At 46.9% G+C, this 15,385-nt stretch carries 13 protein-coding genes; all 13 read right to left on the minus strand.

All coding sequences use genetic code 11. The features are described 5' to 3' along the window. Positions 1-60 precede the first annotated feature (60 nt). Positions 61-1,485 carry an undecaprenyl-phosphate glucose phosphotransferase gene (locus tag B9G99_RS01650; protein WP_227875988.1) on the minus strand — a complete coding sequence of 475 codons (1,425 nt, stop codon included), beginning with the start codon at positions 1,483-1,485 and terminating at the stop codon, positions 61-63. Beyond that, complete coding sequence (locus tag B9G99_RS01655; RefSeq protein ID WP_086620464.1) at positions 1,457-2,710, minus strand: hypothetical protein; 1,254 nt, start codon at positions 2,708-2,710, stop codon at positions 1,457-1,459. The genes B9G99_RS01650 and B9G99_RS01655 overlap by 29 nt, the downstream gene beginning before the upstream one ends. An 18-nt stretch (positions 2,711-2,728) precedes the next feature. Continuing rightward, positions 2,729-3,190, minus strand: coding sequence for an adenylyltransferase/cytidyltransferase family protein (locus B9G99_RS01660; protein ID WP_086620465.1), 462 nt, complete (start codon positions 3,188-3,190; stop codon positions 2,729-2,731). Next, positions 3,183-4,937, minus strand: a complete 1,755-nt coding sequence (locus tag B9G99_RS01665; RefSeq protein ID WP_086620466.1) for a hypothetical protein — start codon at positions 4,935-4,937, stop codon at positions 3,183-3,185. Before B9G99_RS01665 ends, B9G99_RS01660 begins: the two co-directional genes overlap by 8 nt. Positions 4,938-4,986: 49 nt before the next feature. Continuing rightward, the gene (pseI, locus tag B9G99_RS01670) at positions 4,987-6,039 is read right to left on the minus strand and encodes a pseudaminic acid synthase (protein WP_086620467.1); all 1,053 of its coding nucleotides are present in this window, start codon (positions 6,037-6,039) and stop codon (positions 4,987-4,989) included. Positions 6,040-6,042: 3 nt separating this feature from the next. Beyond that, on the minus strand, positions 6,043-6,681 hold the full coding sequence (locus tag B9G99_RS01675; protein ID WP_086620468.1) for a formyltransferase family protein: 639 nt from the start codon (positions 6,679-6,681) through the stop codon (positions 6,043-6,045). Next, positions 6,678-7,820, minus strand: coding sequence for a UDP-2,4-diacetamido-2,4,6-trideoxy-beta-L-altropyranose hydrolase (gene pseG / locus B9G99_RS01680; RefSeq protein WP_086620469.1), 1,143 nt, complete (start codon positions 7,818-7,820; stop codon positions 6,678-6,680). Before pseG ends, B9G99_RS01675 begins: the two co-directional genes overlap by 4 nt. After that, a complete protein-coding gene (gene pseF / locus B9G99_RS01685) occupies positions 7,817-8,533 on the minus strand; it encodes a pseudaminic acid cytidylyltransferase (RefSeq protein WP_086620470.1) in 717 nt (238 codons plus the stop codon). The genes pseG and pseF overlap by 4 nt, the downstream gene beginning before the upstream one ends. Beyond that, on the minus strand, positions 8,530-9,690 hold the full coding sequence (gene pseC, locus B9G99_RS01690; protein WP_086620471.1) for a UDP-4-amino-4,6-dideoxy-N-acetyl-beta-L-altrosamine transaminase: 1,161 nt from the start codon (positions 9,688-9,690) through the stop codon (positions 8,530-8,532). The genes pseF and pseC overlap by 4 nt, the downstream gene beginning before the upstream one ends. Then, a complete protein-coding gene (gene pseB / locus B9G99_RS01695; RefSeq protein ID WP_086620472.1) occupies positions 9,690-10,688 on the minus strand; it encodes a UDP-N-acetylglucosamine 4,6-dehydratase (inverting) in 999 nt (332 codons plus the stop codon). The genes pseC and pseB overlap by 1 nt, the downstream gene beginning before the upstream one ends. Beyond that, the gene (locus B9G99_RS01700; protein WP_158521417.1) at positions 10,688-12,187 is read right to left on the minus strand and encodes a glycosyltransferase family 29 protein; all 1,500 of its coding nucleotides are present in this window, start codon (positions 12,185-12,187) and stop codon (positions 10,688-10,690) included. The genes pseB and B9G99_RS01700 overlap by 1 nt, the downstream gene beginning before the upstream one ends. Positions 12,188-12,233: 46 nt before the next feature. Beyond that, positions 12,234-13,757, minus strand: coding sequence for a CDP-glycerol glycerophosphotransferase family protein (locus B9G99_RS01705; RefSeq protein WP_158521418.1), 1,524 nt, complete (start codon positions 13,755-13,757; stop codon positions 12,234-12,236). Between the two features lie 223 nt (positions 13,758-13,980). After that, positions 13,981-15,243, minus strand: coding sequence for a serine hydroxymethyltransferase (gene glyA, locus B9G99_RS01710; protein WP_086620475.1), 1,263 nt, complete (start codon positions 15,241-15,243; stop codon positions 13,981-13,983). Between the last annotated feature and the right edge of the window lie 142 nt (positions 15,244-15,385).

The raw sequence follows: 15,385 nt of genomic DNA on the forward strand, positions 1-15,385 counted from the left end.
CTGATCAGGCATAACAATATGGATTGGGGCCGCTAAAAAACGAGCAGCTGTGAAATCGATTCAACCCGCGTTGCGATTAATGAAACCGTGCAAAACGGTAAGATAAAAGATCTTCATATCCAGCCAGAAAGACCAGTTTTCGATATACCACAGATCCATCTCGATGCGCTTTTCAAGCGAAGTATCTCCGCGCCAGCCATGTACCTGAGCCCAGCCGGTCATGCCGGCCTTGACCATATGCTTTTGCATGTAGCCCGGTATTTCATGCTTGAATCTTTCGACAAACTGAACACGTTCCGGTCGCGGGCCGACCAGCGACATATCACCCTTGAGCACATTAAAAATTTGCGGAAATTCATCAATGCTGGTTTTTCTCAAAAACCTGCCGATGGGTGTTGTCCTTTTTTGATTCGCATTGCCCCAGATAACCCCGCCCTTTTCACTATCTACGGGCATGGTCCGAAACTTAAGCATATTAAAGGACCTGCCATTCCAGCCCATTCTTTTTTGTTTGTAAAAGACAGGTCCGTTTGAGGTCAACTTTATCAAAATGGGCACTATCAACATGACAGGCAAGGTGAGCATAAGAATGAAAAGACCAAGCAGTTTGTCTTCAATTTCCTTTACGACTCTCGCATTACCATTCATGGGACTACAGGACATATCGAGCAGGTACATGCCTGCCACGGTCGATACGTCATGGTTGATTAACAGGAACTCGCGCATATCCGGCATGTAACGCACGTTGGCAAATGTTGATTTGAACACATTCAAGACATTTTCAACCTGCTGACCATGGCTGAGCGGCAAGCATACCCATATTTCATCCACAACCATTTTGACATCTCTTTGAGGATCAAAGGTGTCACAATCGATATCGCGAAAAGAGATGCATGGTTCAGGTGACAGGGTTCTGACTGCCACTACATCGAAACCTGCCGATGGCAATCTTTTTAGCCGAGCGACAGCGGGCATGCATGATTTTTTATTACCGATCAGCATGACTTTTTTGCGATTTTTCCCCCGCTTTCTTAAACGGTTAAGTACAGGGTAAGCCACCGTACGCAACCCTACGCAGAAGCAAAAGGAAAGAATTAACCAATACCCCAGCCACAAGCGAGAAAAACGCTCACCTGTCTGGGTAAAAAACAAATAGGCAGCAATGATGGCCACCAGAATCAGAAAAGCGCGGCTGAACAGCTTGACCAGAACCACATGCACCGCCCCGCGCCATGACTTGTAGATGCCACAGGCAGAAAAAATAATACTGCCGAGCAGCGTGCCCGACAGCATCATCCATTGGTATCTCTCGATGAGCTCAGGCTCGTGACCAAACCTGAAATAATAGGCCACAAAGCCGGCAGCGATGATACAGGAAGCATCTGCCAGCCTTGCGATCAGACTCGAATAGACCGAAAACCCCGAAATGTTTTTCATATCTGGACAGGCAGCACCATCAATCTTCAAACAACAGGTGACCGTCACGCCTTGCAAGCACGCCCTTTTCCGTCATGGTATCGATGTAGCGTCTGGCCTGCTCTCGCTCGCCATTCAACAAGAATCGGTAAGTGACCTTCAAAAGGTAACTGACTGATTTAGCTGTATTGGAATAGCTGATATTAGGGGGATCAATACTGCAATCAAACTTCTTGACCGGCGTGCGCCAGTCCCCATAGTTTTCGGTCAGGTATCGATCAGGTTCATCGGGGCCTTTTACGCTCTCCTTGCCAAGAAAGTATTCGGCCACACCAAAATCTTTATTATCCCAGCGATGGATCGCGGAGCCGTGCCATAAAAGTCCGCTTTCTCGCACATGGATAAACACATCCACAATCAGCCCTGTGTGATGCTTGATCTTGACCAGAATCGGCTTTTCCATGCGGTGATAAATCACATCGTCATTGGCTTGTGGCGTGCGGTAAAGGCACTGACTGGAGGATTTGATCGACCAGCTTTCCGATTCGTTTACCGCTGCCGAAAGGGCAGCCATATCGAACTCTTCATAGAGCACGCCAATGTCGATGTCATAGTCATGGCCAAGAAAATCCTGCTCACGCACAGCTCCAAGAAAGGTACCGCTGATGACAAACCATTCCCAACCTAGAGCGGTAAACAGCGCTCTCGTGTCGCGCAGCGCAGAATAGGCCTCTTCTTTGTTGAAAGAGTCCTTTAGTTTCTTGAAATGGATGACCTTGGACGTTTCCATCTCCTTTTCAAGCAACCTATCGATATCGTGTACGGCACTGTTGATGTTGCTCTTAAAATGACGATCATACTGATACGACTCGTCATCCGGTGTGAGCCTGAACGTCAATTCATTTTCATGCTGTTTGTCGATCAGCCCACTGGCAAGGTCTGCACACCAGATGCTGCGCTCAAAGCCTAAAATGTGTTTATTGTCTTCAAGCCATTCGACCAGAGAAAGCGATGCTTTTTTGCCCAGATGCTCAGAGATATCGAAGAAATAGTCAGAACGCATATGGATTGGAACCCAGCTGGTGTGCAGGGCCCAGATAAACCGACGTACAGCAATCTTGATGCCATTGTCTTCGAATACAAGATTGAACGTGTCTTGTCGGTAGGCAGGTGGCAAGCCCAACACAAAAAGGTATAATTTTGAGAAGTAACCAAAAAGCACCTTGAACCAATGAGGCTTGGACGCATTTAGAAAGCGAAGTAACCGATATGATTTTTCAAGCTCAATATTCATTGCCGTCCTAAAAGGTAATTATTCAAGGTCCCTTCTTAGTAATTCTATCACCTCGAACGCCCTGATTAAATCTTCCTGCGGGATTGACAAAAAATTCTTAAGTGACTTCTTCAACTCTGTGGTAGAAATATCTTTAGTTCTCTCAAGATAAATAACCTCGCAAAAGGGACTTAAAAAATCAAACTTACCTCGCCAGTCCTCTCCAATAGCGAACTTATCAATGCTATATTCTTGAACATCGCTAATTTTTTGATCCCAAGAATATTCGGGAATCACTTTATCAACATACCTCACTGAAGATACGATCTCGGCACGCTGCTCATAAGGAATTAAGGTTTTCTTGCCTTTTTGATCATTGAACTCGTCAGTTGAGACAGCAACGGTAACATGACCAGCCATCTGACTGAGTTTTTTCAGCAAGTTTAAATGACCTATATGAAACATATCAAAAGTTCCATAGGTTATTATTTTGTTACTCACTAACTGTCACCTCGTTAAAAGCATCTATAATAATGGGGAGCATCGTTATGACCTCAATAACTCTATTCTTGCTAAACTTTATATCAAGATCATACAGATAAGCCGTCAACCTGATCAATTTGTAATTGAATACATCACCGCTCGTTATGCGGGTTTTCTTTAGATAGTCATCAAGAGGACAAAGATATTTATCATTTGCAGGGAAGCCAGCTCCTAACGGTTCAATAGACCATCTTGACCAATCTGACAGGACTATTTTGTCTTGATCACTTTCTGCATACCACACAGAACCTGGCCGCAAATCGTGATTAACAACAACCAAAGCCCTATTGCTCAAAAACTCTCTGACAGGGGTTAAAAGCTCTAGGAATTTTTTCACATCGTTGCAATGGCGTACATCGGCGCTGTAAGAAGCTATGACATGCATTTTTTTAAAAAAGTGTTCAGACCATTTTTCCCAAAAAAAGGATCGACTCTTTTTATAGCTTTTAATCAAATTTTTACTTGGCTGAAATCGACAAACACAAACATAAATCTTTACAAAAAAATCCGCTTCAAGCTTTTGTGAGTTGGCATTGAAAAACCCTTTAATATCAAAAACATGATAGCGCCGCCCTAGATCATCATGGTGGGCAATGAGTTTTGGTGACGGTAAATATCTTGCATTCTCATCCAGAAGTAAAGTCATCTCATGGATGGACTGTAAAGTACTTCCAGTATCAAAAATCTTGAAATGGAACCTGTTCTGGCAACTGCTGCCGTCGGATTCAACCAGATTGAACGACAGAACACCCGAAGGCTTATAATCATTCCAGAAGAAACAATAATGGATCGTTTCGCCCCTGTCATCATCCGGGATCAAGGTCAATGCTTTATGCTGCCAGCCTGCATCAATAACCTCATCCCAAATATCCGACCCATGCTTTCGCTGAGCCGGGAAATGATTTCTTTTTAAAAACAAGGCGCTTATCTTATTCTTCTGGCCATTAATTCTTTTAATTTCATTACTAACCGCAGACAATTTATTGGCCATCTGACGGCACATCAGCAACCCGATAACGATAGAAAAAAAACCTGGCGGCGAAAAATAAATATAGTCAGCTATGATAAAACCAAAAGAAAGAAGAAAGAAAACACCTGATGCGGCACCCACATTGTTTGCTATAGCTCCCGCAACACTTCTTTGAATTTTAAAAAATCTTGTCAGCGTAAAATCCAAGGCAAACAGGGATACCATCAAAAGCAATATAAAGACAGCAAGCTTTTTATAGACCAAAACCAGAAAACACAAAGCCAACGTTATAAAGAAGAGATTGGCCAAGCTTTTCACATATCGCTGGTAACTTGCCTTGGCAATGTCCTGCTGCTTTTCGAAAAGTGCAATCTTTTTATTTTTTTCTAAAACAAGATTCGATCCTAATGCCACTGTTTTTTCCGAGGCTTTTTCTAGAAGCAGATGCATAATGTAAGCACCCGCCGTCGCTAGGCTGAGCAATACAATCAACTCATTTATTTCAACACCCGACAAAAAAGCAGGAAAATATCCTGGCACATGGCCGGAACTTACTAAAATAATAATTTTCAGCGGCAAAAAATAAGAAACTATCCTTGAAACTTGCGATGCAAGAGTAACAAAAATGGCAATAGCAATGTAAATGAAAGATTTTCTAAAAAAAACCTTGCTTAATTCAAAATACCACAAGATTGTAGTTTTCAACTTTAAACCTGTATCGTACTTTCCGGTCATCCCTACCCCAGTCGAAAAAATTTCTAAAGGTAAGTAGGGATATTTAATATCAGCAGTTCTCGATCAATGACCAGGTGACAGCTGTACCCGAGGTCACATCCTTAGAAGCGGATTTGCCCAATACTTTTTCAAGGTGTTTTGGTGCAAGCCCAAATCCAGGCCTTATACTTTTAACATGATAGGACGTTATCGTTTCCCCCTTTTTAATATCGTTAACAAAGTACAACGAGCGTCGAAACTTGATGTTTCCCAACTCACTCGACTTCTGGCCATAGTCCACCTTGCCCAGAGCCGCCCAGGCGGTTTTGGTATCTCGGCAAAGGGCTGTGAGGTCCTCGGGTTCGAGCGAGAAACTGTCATCGGGTCCACCACCCTGTCTGTCCAGCGTGACGTGTTTTTCGATGATCGATGCACCGAGTGCCACGCTTGTTACAGCGGTGGTGTTGTCCAGCGTGTGATCGGAAAGGCCGGTCACGCAGCCAAATCGAGCGGCCATGTCCGGGATGGTGCGCAAATTGTAATCCTCTGCAGGGGCAGGATAGCCACTGACGCAGTGCAAAATGGCAAGTTCCCTGCAGCCGGCGCCCCGGGCCGCATCAACGGCTTCCTGGATCTCTTCATCGTTGGCCATGCCGGTGGAAATAATCATCGGCTTGCCTTTTGAGGCCACATATTCGATCAGAGGGAGGTCAATGGCTTCAAACGAGGCGATCTTGTAGGCGGGGGCCCCAAGCGCTTCCAGCAGGTCGACGGCGGTCGTGTCAAAGGGAGAACTGAACAGGGTAATACCAAGTGAACGGGCATATTCAAACAGCCTGGCATGCCACTCCCATGGCGTGTGGGCCCACTCGTACAGCTCATAAAGTGTTCGCCCCTTCCAGAGACCATCATTGATCTGAAAGTCTGGCTTATCACTTTTAAGTGTAATGGTGTCCGGGCGATAGGTTTGAATTTTAACTGCGTCAGCACCGCACTTTTTTGCGGTCTTTATAATCTCCAATGCTTTCAAAATATCACCATTGTGATTAGCCGAAAGCTCTGCAATCACATAAGGTGCATGGTTTTCACCGACATCCCTACCATCTATTCTTATATTTTGCACAAATCACTCCTTAACCAACTTTATTGAATACTTAAATCCGTTCATATAAAAGAAAGCGGGGTATCGCTTCCAATCCATCAATCTAATTTTATTAAAAGACGTTCGCAAACTATCTTCCGGATCTATTTCGCTATCGGCTGGCGTTCTTTTCCGATAGTAAGTTGCTTTTGATTCATCTTGTTTTTCAGGTGTATGTTGCGAACCAAAAAGCAACAGCGCTTCGCTCATGAGTATGAGTTCCGTCTCAAAAAGCTCAGAATTAATCTCATCGATCAACTGATGATCTTTCACTTCAAACGTCCGCTTTGCCCATATGGCACCCGTATCGACACCATCCTCTGCTTCCAAGAGACTTACAGTAATACAGTCAGCGCCCTCCAAAAGATCCCAGATATAAGGGCTCCAACCACGGCCTTTTGGAAGATCACTGGCATGGACAACCAACGTGCTTGAGTATTTAGATCTATGACTTGAGTTAACGATTTGATGGCAGGAAATCAAAAAAAGAAGGTCGCCACCCCTAAGTTCCTCGACATCTCTGACCAAATCTATCTCACATCTTCCGCGATTATCACCGATCCATCTATCAATCCAAGGATTGACAGGATGATCTTTATCAGAGCAGAGTATTGAAATTCTCATGGGCAACCATAGTTTAAAATAGTAGAACCAACTTTATCCGTGCCCAGACCATCAACTAAACGAAAACAATTTTCAGCCATATAACCAAGTTTAGTTGAGGGCATTTGGATATTGCTTATCGAATTTAAAATTTCAAATTTCAGGCCGGAGCTGTAAGCGTTTCCTGCACATATCACTGCACCATGTTCTGCAAGATACTTTGCTATCATCTTCTGATTTTCAGCAATGACAATCATGATGGCAGGAAGACCTAGAGCACAGCGCTCCCAGGAGGTACTCCCGGCAGCCCCGATGGCGAGATCGGCATTTGCCATCCGACGCGCCATATCATCGACGTTGACCACAACTTCGGTGGACCAGGGTAAGTTTGCTGCCTGCTCCCTGACAGTATCCAGCCACGGTGCTGTTGCCCCCATGACCACCGTGACATGACACGTGGCGGGAAGCTCACTTTGCTGCAGGGCATCCAGCACAATGCCGGTGACATTGTCCTTGTCGACCCCGCCAAGGCTGATCAACAGCGCCTGACATTCCCGACTGTGCTCACGGCGCTCAAGACTGTAGGGCCGCCACTGTGCGAATTCCGGCCTGAGCAGCGCGTACTCTGGCCCGATCATCAGGTGGCAGTGGCCGGGCACCAGATGTTCGTAATCCGCAGCCTGTCGCCCCAGATTCTGGTCAAGCAGGGCGTCGGCAGCATGCGGTCGGTCCGCCAGATCATCAATGACCAGAAGCCGGGTCGCGTCGGGTAGCACCGCGTTTTCCCACTGCGCATCAAGGGCGTAGTGATCGACCACCAGCCAGTCCGGGCCAATGTCCTGAATGATGGATCGAGACTGCTCGGCGTCCTGCTGCCAACCGGTGCCCAGCCAGTGGGCATGCACGGGTGCTTCAATGTCCCGGGTTACAGAATCACTCAAGCCGGCGTTTGACAGCGCGTGTGTCGAGAAACCATTTGTCTCGATCGCATTCATCAGATGCCCCGGGTGATCACGGCACAGAAAATGGCATGTCACTCCCTGCTGTGAGAGCGCGCGCGCAAGCGTCAGGCAGCGCATCACGTGCCCCGTGCCTATCTCCAGCGAGGCATCGACTCGAAAGGCGACAACACGCGGACGGTGATCACGCTGCGCGCTCATGAACTCTCTCCATGTTCGCGCTCTGCCTGCATGGCCTTGAAGAGCCATTCGGCACGCACCCAGTCGTCCGGGGTATCGATATCCTGTACCCGGTGGCGCGGAAGCCTTACCGGACAAGCGCGAGGGCTGAACAGGGGCCGCTGCTCAAGCCAGGCCTCTGCCCTGCCCCAGTAGAACTGACCGGCATCGTGCCATGCTTCTTCCAGATCCTGAGAGCGGGTCGAGAAATGCTCAGGGTTGAACATTTCGACACGGCCATTGCTGGTCATTTTCAGGGCGCGCTGGATGGGGAAGGCGTAATCGGTGACCGAGAACGCGAAATCAGCATCGTTGTTGCCTTGAAGCTGAGCCAGTCCGCGCGACAGGTACTCCGAAGAAAGAAAGGGCGCTGTTGCGTAGATACAGCAGACAAACCCGGGCAGGGTTTCATGATCCTTGAGCCACTGCGCGGCGTGAGCCACCACCGGTATCGTTCCCGTGAAGTCATCGGAAAGCGCGTCGGGCCGTATGAAAGGGGTTTCTGCCCCGTACTGGCGAGCAATATCGGCAATGTCGTGATCATCGGTCGATACCACAACACGCTCGATGCCTGGACATTTGAGCGCGGCACGGATCGAGTGCGCGATCATCGGTGCACCGCAAAAGACCTTGATGTTCTTTCGCGGAATACGTTTGCTGCCCCCGCGAGCAGGTATGATCGCGACACCTGTCATGATGAAAGTGCCTGCGTCAGAACGCGGATAACCTCATCCTGATCGCTTTCGGTAAGCCCCGGGTATAGCGGCAGGCTGATGGCCTCCCGGTAATAGGCCTCGGCTTCAGGAAAATCGCCCTGAGCAAATCCCAGGTCTTCATAGTAAGGCTGCAGATGCACCGGAATATAATGAAGATTGACCCCGATGCCCTGCTCGCGCAAATACTCGAAAACGGTTCGGTGGTCTGTGGCAATGCGTGTGAGATCCAGCCGAACGATATAGAGATGAAATGCCGAATAACCGGTGTCGGTCTGGTAAGGCGTCTTGAGCGGCAGCTCGGCCAGCCTTTCATTATATCGACGCGCCAGTGAGTGACGACGTTCGACATACTCATCCAGCCGTTCGAGCTGTGAGAGCCCCAGCGCGGCCTGCAACTCGGTCATCCGGTAGTTATACCCGAGGGCAATCTGTTCGTAGTACCAGGGCCCATGGGACGCCGAGCGCATGGAAGCGTCATCCCGCGTGATCCCATGGCTTCTCAGCAACGCCATCTTCTCGAACAGGACGCTGTCATTGGTGACCGCCATTCCCCCTTCTGCCGAGGTAATGATCTTGACCGGGTGAAAGCTGAACACCGTGATATCGCTGTAGCGGCCGTTGCCGATGTATTCTTCCAGATACTTGCCCCCTATCGCATGGGAGGCATCTTCGATGATGCGAAACCCGTAGCGCTGCCCTAGCGCATGGATGGCCTGCATGTCACAGGGCTGGCCACTCAGGTGTACCGCAACCACGACGCTGGGAAGTCGCCCCTGTTGCTCTGCCTCTATCAGCTTCTTCTCGAGCGCCTCCGGACTGATATTGTAAGTCTCGGGATCGATATCAACGAAATCGACCCGGGCGCCGCAGTAGAGGCCACAGTTGGCAGAGGCCACGAAAGTCACAGGTGAGGTCCAGAGCCAATCCCCCGCGTCAAGATCAAATGCAAGGCAGGCCAGATGAAGCGCTGAAGTGGCGCTGTTCATTGCCAGTGCATGCCTGGCACCGACCTTGTCCCCGAGCGCTTTTTCAAAAGCGGGCACCTTTGGCCCCTGAGTCAGGTAGTCTGATTTCAACACCTCAACGACCGCATCGATATCGGCGTCGGTAATGTCCTGGCGACCATATGGAATCATCAGATGCTCCCGATCTTTTCCCAGTTTTCAGCGATCCAGGCCTTGAGCGCTTCGTCGCTCATCCATTCGCTATTATTGTCGCTGGCGTAGACAAACCCTTCAGGCACCTTTTTACCGTCCTTGATACGGTTGGCATCCTTATCCCAGCTGTTAATGGCCGGAAGAATCTTGAAGTGCTCAGGATACTCATAGGTATAGTGCGCGTCTTCCAAACCAATCATCTGTTCATGCAGTTTTTCGCCCGGACGAATACCCACAACTTCCTGCTTTGCTTCAGGTGCAATTACGCGGGCAAGATCGGTCACATTCATGGAAGGAATTTTCTTGACGTAGATTTCGCCACCTTCCATATCTTCAAAGGCATGCCAGACGAGCTCCACGCCCTCTTCAAGAGAAATCATGAACCGGGTCATGCGATCATCGGTAATCGGCAGCACACCCTTGTCTCGAATCGACATGAAAAAGGGAATGACCGATCCACGTGAGCCCATGACATTGCCATAGCGCACTACTGAAAACCGGGTCTCGTGGCCACCAGCATAGGAGTTACCCGCCACAAACAACTTGTCTGAGGTCAACTTGGTGGCGCCATAAAGATTAATGGGGCTACTGGCCTTGTCGGTGGAAAGCGCTACAACCTTTTTGACACCTTTATCAATACAGGCATCGATAAGGTTCATGGCGCCGGTAACATTGGTTTTGACACATTCAAACGGATTGTATTCGGCGGTTGGCACAATTTTGGTTGCCGCCGCATGCACAACATAATCAACGCCATCCAGCGCTCGATATACACGCTCGCGATCGCGTACGTCGCCGATAAAAAAGCGCACACGGTCATCGCCTACAAATTTCTTGGCCATTTCCCACTGCTTCATCTCATCGCGGGAAAAGATAATGACCCTTTTCGGATTATATTTGGCCAACAACATTGGGATAAATGTATGGCCGAAAGACCCCGTACCGCCGGTAACAAGAACAGATGCATTATTGAACATCAAAAATTTCCTTTTTCTGCTTTCCATTCGTTTCCGAACGAATTTTGAATATAATCTTTATACTCTTCGCGAGACATCTTTAAAACATTCTCGGCTCTACTATCGCACTCAACCACTCCAGCGTTATGGAGGTTTTTTATAAACAAAAAACTTTGCAAAGGATCATGCTTTATTCCTAAAGAATTTTTGTCGGGTGAAATACCACGAGGCTTATAACTTTCATTATACAAATCACCAACATAAAAGTTCACATTGAATAGCTTTATCTTTTCAGGTGCAAACTTAAGAACATCCCATACTATTCTTTGAACAGCATGCATATTTTTAAAATTAGGCATGAAATTCCAAGGTGACCTTCTAACCCAACGTGCACCAGGCCCATCACCCATATTCAAAGCTGATGTATAATCCTGTCTGTTCCTATATACAGGAATAAAATTCTCTTTTTTCCTCAACGATAAAATTTCGTCAAATCGATGCTTGAATGTATGCTTTGTATAATATGAGATATCCAACTTCGTACCCAAGGACTTTTTCTCGTCCAGAAAGTCAGACATATTAAAAGCATTGGTTCTAATAACAGTGTCATAAGAATCAATTTCCTCATGAAGATTTTCCACAATGCCAGCAGGACCAACGATAGCGATTGTTTTGGATCTTATTTTCTTTTCAAAGCAACCTTCATGCGGCCTTTCAGGATAAAATATCTTTTTTTCGGAAAACCCTAGTCTATAAAGGTATTCTTCGACCTGTTGAAAAGGATGATTTTTTAAGCTGGAAGCGCTTTTTTGCGAGGTCAAAACATCAACATACTCTTTAGCAGATTCGAATCTTTCTGAAAACAAATATGCCATTAGAACTTGATAGCAAATATCAATATCTTTGATTTTTTCTTTTTGGCTTATCAGAACATCAGAAACCTCATCTTTAAGCCTATATGCTTCAAGCACAAACCCTTGTTTAAAAAGAGTTTCAAACAGGAATGAAAAAAAACTCATGTCTCTTCTTCTTATTTTTAGAGACAAACCATTAAAAATATCTTTCGTATATTGTTTTTTGAAAACGTTAAAAAAATAAAAAACCGCATACAATCTAGGATCTTCATAGCTCGAGGACTGAAAGTCCTTAACTAGTGCTTCAGCGTAGTCAAACTCATTTATTGAAATCAAAAGCCTAGCCAGCTTTATATATTCATCTATCGTGAAGCTTGCCGCCTTAGGAAGTGCAGCTTCTACAGCTTCCTTTACAGTAACCTTCTCTCCCATACTCTCATCAGCCAAAACTTTATTAAAGAATAAACTTTTATTATAAGGGTAGATCAACACTGAAAAATTATAAATTTTCTTCACTTTTGAAGCATCATGCTTATTAGAGTAAAACCTTAAAAGTTCAGATATCTCACGCGAATTCGCAGTGAGTCCTTTCCCAAAAAATTTTTTTGTTTTTATAAAATTTGACAAATCCATAATCGGGTACAATGAAGATGCGACAAGAAACACCACCTTCCTTATTGCGGATTTATTTTTTATAATAAATCTGATCATTTTAATCTGCGACGCCCCCGGAATCTTTTGTCAAACTGTTGGAAATCACAACTTCAAATCTTTGCAACGCACTAATATTAGTGCCGCCTAGAGAGTCTTCACACACAAGTTTTCTAACGTTAAACTTCTGATCATCCAAGTATATTGAGCTCAACAAGTTATTTACACTACTCACACCATCAAATAAATAGGCAGCTTTAACTGTGGCAAATAGGCTTTCGAACAAAGAGCTTTCCATCCCTTTAAAATTTGTCACGACAATTGGTTTTAGGGTGTAAAGATACTCATTAACTACGCTAGATATATCTGATATTAAAACATCGCTTTCGTTCATCAGCGAATACAGATCGGCATCAAATCCAGCATATTCAGCATTTTCTTTGGAAAGGCAATACGATTGCATTTCCTTTAAAAAGTGCTTATTGATATTTTTAGCGACCCCTGTATATGGATGTGGCTTAAATATAACTCTATAATCACCAGACTCAACTAAAGCCTGAAGCATCGAAAAACCAATTTCTGTAACTGATGAATAGTTGGCTTCTTCTACAAAACCTTCCCAAGTCGGCGCATAAAGAACCGTTTTTATATATTTAGCTTTTCCCTCAACCTGATTTAGCAATAACTCTGTTTGAGGCCGACCCACAAATTCAACATGGTCATCCCTTAACGGTAAATTGGCTGCTTCCAGCCTTCTTTTTGCCAAGGGCCCACCCACAAGCAATTTATCATAGGCCATCAGAAATTTGCTCTGATTGACCACCTTGTCGCTTTCCCCATGATTAATGAAGAAATGATTTAAATCGCTCAACCTTAAAAACTGAACATTTTTTTGAGTATTGGCAGGATATAACACTGTTTTAATACCGGCTGCCCTAAAGTGTTCCAGCTCTCGCATGCTTCGGGCATAGTAGACAGGTATTGAGGTTTCCCTCATGTCATAAAATGTTTTTTTCTCTCGAATAACGATAACAAACCTGAAGGGTAGCGCATGCAGCACTGGTAACCATTGATTTATCTGATATGCAACGTTTTGAAGGCCTGTGACGTAGACAGCCACCTCAGGTTTATAGTTATTTAACTTCTGAACATGGGTATCGGCCGCATTGTCCTTGCCAAGATAGACTTTATAAAGGCCGACAAGACGCGGGCCATACGCAAGCAAAATCAATGCCATATAAACCAGAGGTGCAACCCATCCCATCGAAAGCAATAGGGGAGTCAAACACAACATTTTCGCAAGGGATTTGTTATCAGGAATATTGTATGTCTTTTGCTTAAACGTAAAGCGGATGTCATTACTGAAAGCTCCCATTTCCTCCAGGGGCACCCGAATACGATACAATTTATTATGTATGGCAAGAAAGTACTGAAAAGCTATCGCCAAAAGAGTGATCAAAAACCCACCAATGGAAATGCTCATTCTGGGAAGAGAAACCACCAAAAGCCCTGCCAGCGTCAAAAGCATCAGGACTTTGTAACTTTTTAAAACTTTCCTTGAAAAATACCCAAGCTTCGTGAGCATGCTTACCGTCCAGAACATGGATTGTTTGATTTTTGGCCACCCACCCACTCATACCAAACAAGTTATGGCATCAGCTTTTCTCAATAGCATTAAATAACATATGGCTCGGCATCTTCGCCCACGTCTTTACTAATGTAAATGGATGAATATCTTTATCCTTTGTTTGATTCAGGCATTAAAAAAGCCACGCACAAGGCGTGGCTTTTTTAACAAAATTAGCGGCTCATGAATAGACAGGCAGCCTCTCACAGACCCTGGCGACCTGGTTTTTCACCGTCTCTTCTGCCTCAACGCTGTCACCCTTTTGCATGGCATCAAGGATATCGCAGATCCAGCCGGCCAGCTCGCGACATTCGTCTTCCTTGAAGCCACGTGTGGTCACGGCAGGCGTGCCGATACGCAGACCGGAGGTGACGAACGGGCTTTGCGGGTCGCCCGGGACGGCGTTCTTGTTGACCGTAATGTGGGCGCGACCCAGCGCTGCGTCCGCGTCCTTGCCGGTCAGGCCCTGCTTGACCAGCGAGAGCAGAAACAGGTGATCTTCCGTACCGCCGGAGACGACATCAAAGCCGCGTTCCATGAAAACACCGGCCATCACCTTGGCATTCTTGACGACCTGCTGCTGATAGGCCTTGAACTCGGGCTCCAGCGCTTCCTTGAAGCACACGGCCTTGGCGGCAATGGCATGCATCAGAGGGCCGCCCTGCCCGCCCGGGAACACGGCAGAGTTGAGCTTCTTGTAGAGGTCTTCATCACCGGCGGCGGAGAGGATCAGACCACTACGCGGGCCGCGCAGGGTCTTGTGCGTGGTGGTGGTTACCACGTGGGCGTGCTTGAGCGGGCTGGGGTAAACACCCGCGGCCACCAGACCGGCAATGTGGGCCATGTCGACAAAAAACCAGGCACCCACTTCATCAGCAATCTCGCGGAACCGCGCCCAGTCGATGATCTGTGAGTAGGCCGAGAAGCCGGCAATGATCATTTTTGGCTGGTGTTCACGAGCCAGACGTGCAACTTCGTCGTAATCGATCAGCCCCTGATCATTGAGCCCGTACTGCACGGCATTGTAGTGCTTGCCGGAAAAATTGGGTTTGGCACCGTGGGTCAGGTGACCACCGGCATCCAGGCTCATGCCCAGAATGGTGTCGCCCGGCTTGACCAGCGCCTGAAACACGGCACTGTTGGCCTGAGAACCGGCGTGCGGCTGCACGTTGGCGTAGTCGCAATCGAACAGCTCGCAGGCACGCGAAATGGCCAGGTCTTCAACCACGTCGACAAACTCGCAGCCACCATAATAACGCTTGCCGGGGTAGCCCTCGGCATACTTGTTGGTCAACTGCGAGCCCTGGGCGATCATGACGCGCGGGCTGGTGTAGTTTTCCGAGGCGATCAGCTCGATGTGGTCTTCCTGACGGCCGTCTTCCTGTTGCATGGCCTGCCAGAGCGCATCGTCATAGCCGGCAATGGTCATATCGCGTGTGAACATGAACTTCCTCGATACCAGAAGGATAGAAACGCACTGAACGGGCTGAACAGGTGCGTGAAGAAAAGGCGTTGATCGCCATCATACACAACGCTTTTGGGCCTTTCACTTGAAACGCGGCCCCGTCTATCCTGAGGACGACACC

The sequence above is a fragment of the Kushneria konosiri genome (assembly GCF_002155145.1).
Lineage (GTDB): Bacteria > Pseudomonadota > Gammaproteobacteria > Pseudomonadales > Halomonadaceae > Kushneria > Kushneria konosiri.

Excerpts from the sequence above, each read along its gene's own strand:
- B9G99_RS01655 (WP_086620464.1), bottom strand. The coding sequence starts at position 2,710 with ATGAATATTGAGCTTGAAAAATCATATCGGTTACTTCGCTTTCTAAAT.
- B9G99_RS01665 (WP_086620466.1), bottom strand. The coding sequence starts at position 4,937 with ATGACCGGAAAGTACGATACAGGTTTAAAGTTGAAAACTACAATCTTG.
- B9G99_RS01675 (WP_086620468.1), bottom strand. The coding sequence starts at position 6,681 with ATGAGAATTTCAATACTCTGCTCTGATAAAGATCATCCTGTCAATCCT.
- pseG (WP_086620469.1), bottom strand. The coding sequence starts at position 7,820 with ATGAGCGCGCAGCGTGATCACCGTCCGCGTGTTGTCGCCTTTCGAGTC.
- pseF (WP_086620470.1), bottom strand. The coding sequence starts at position 8,533 with ATGACAGGTGTCGCGATCATACCTGCTCGCGGGGGCAGCAAACGTATT.
- pseC (WP_086620471.1), bottom strand. The coding sequence starts at position 9,690 with ATGATTCCATATGGTCGCCAGGACATTACCGACGCCGATATCGATGCG.
- pseB (WP_086620472.1), bottom strand. The coding sequence starts at position 10,688 with ATGTTCAATAATGCATCTGTTCTTGTTACCGGCGGTACGGGGTCTTTC.
- B9G99_RS01705 (WP_158521418.1), bottom strand. The coding sequence starts at position 13,757 with ATGCTCACGAAGCTTGGGTATTTTTCAAGGAAAGTTTTAAAAAGTTAC.
- glyA (WP_086620475.1), bottom strand. The coding sequence starts at position 15,243 with ATGTTCACACGCGATATGACCATTGCCGGCTATGACGATGCGCTCTGG.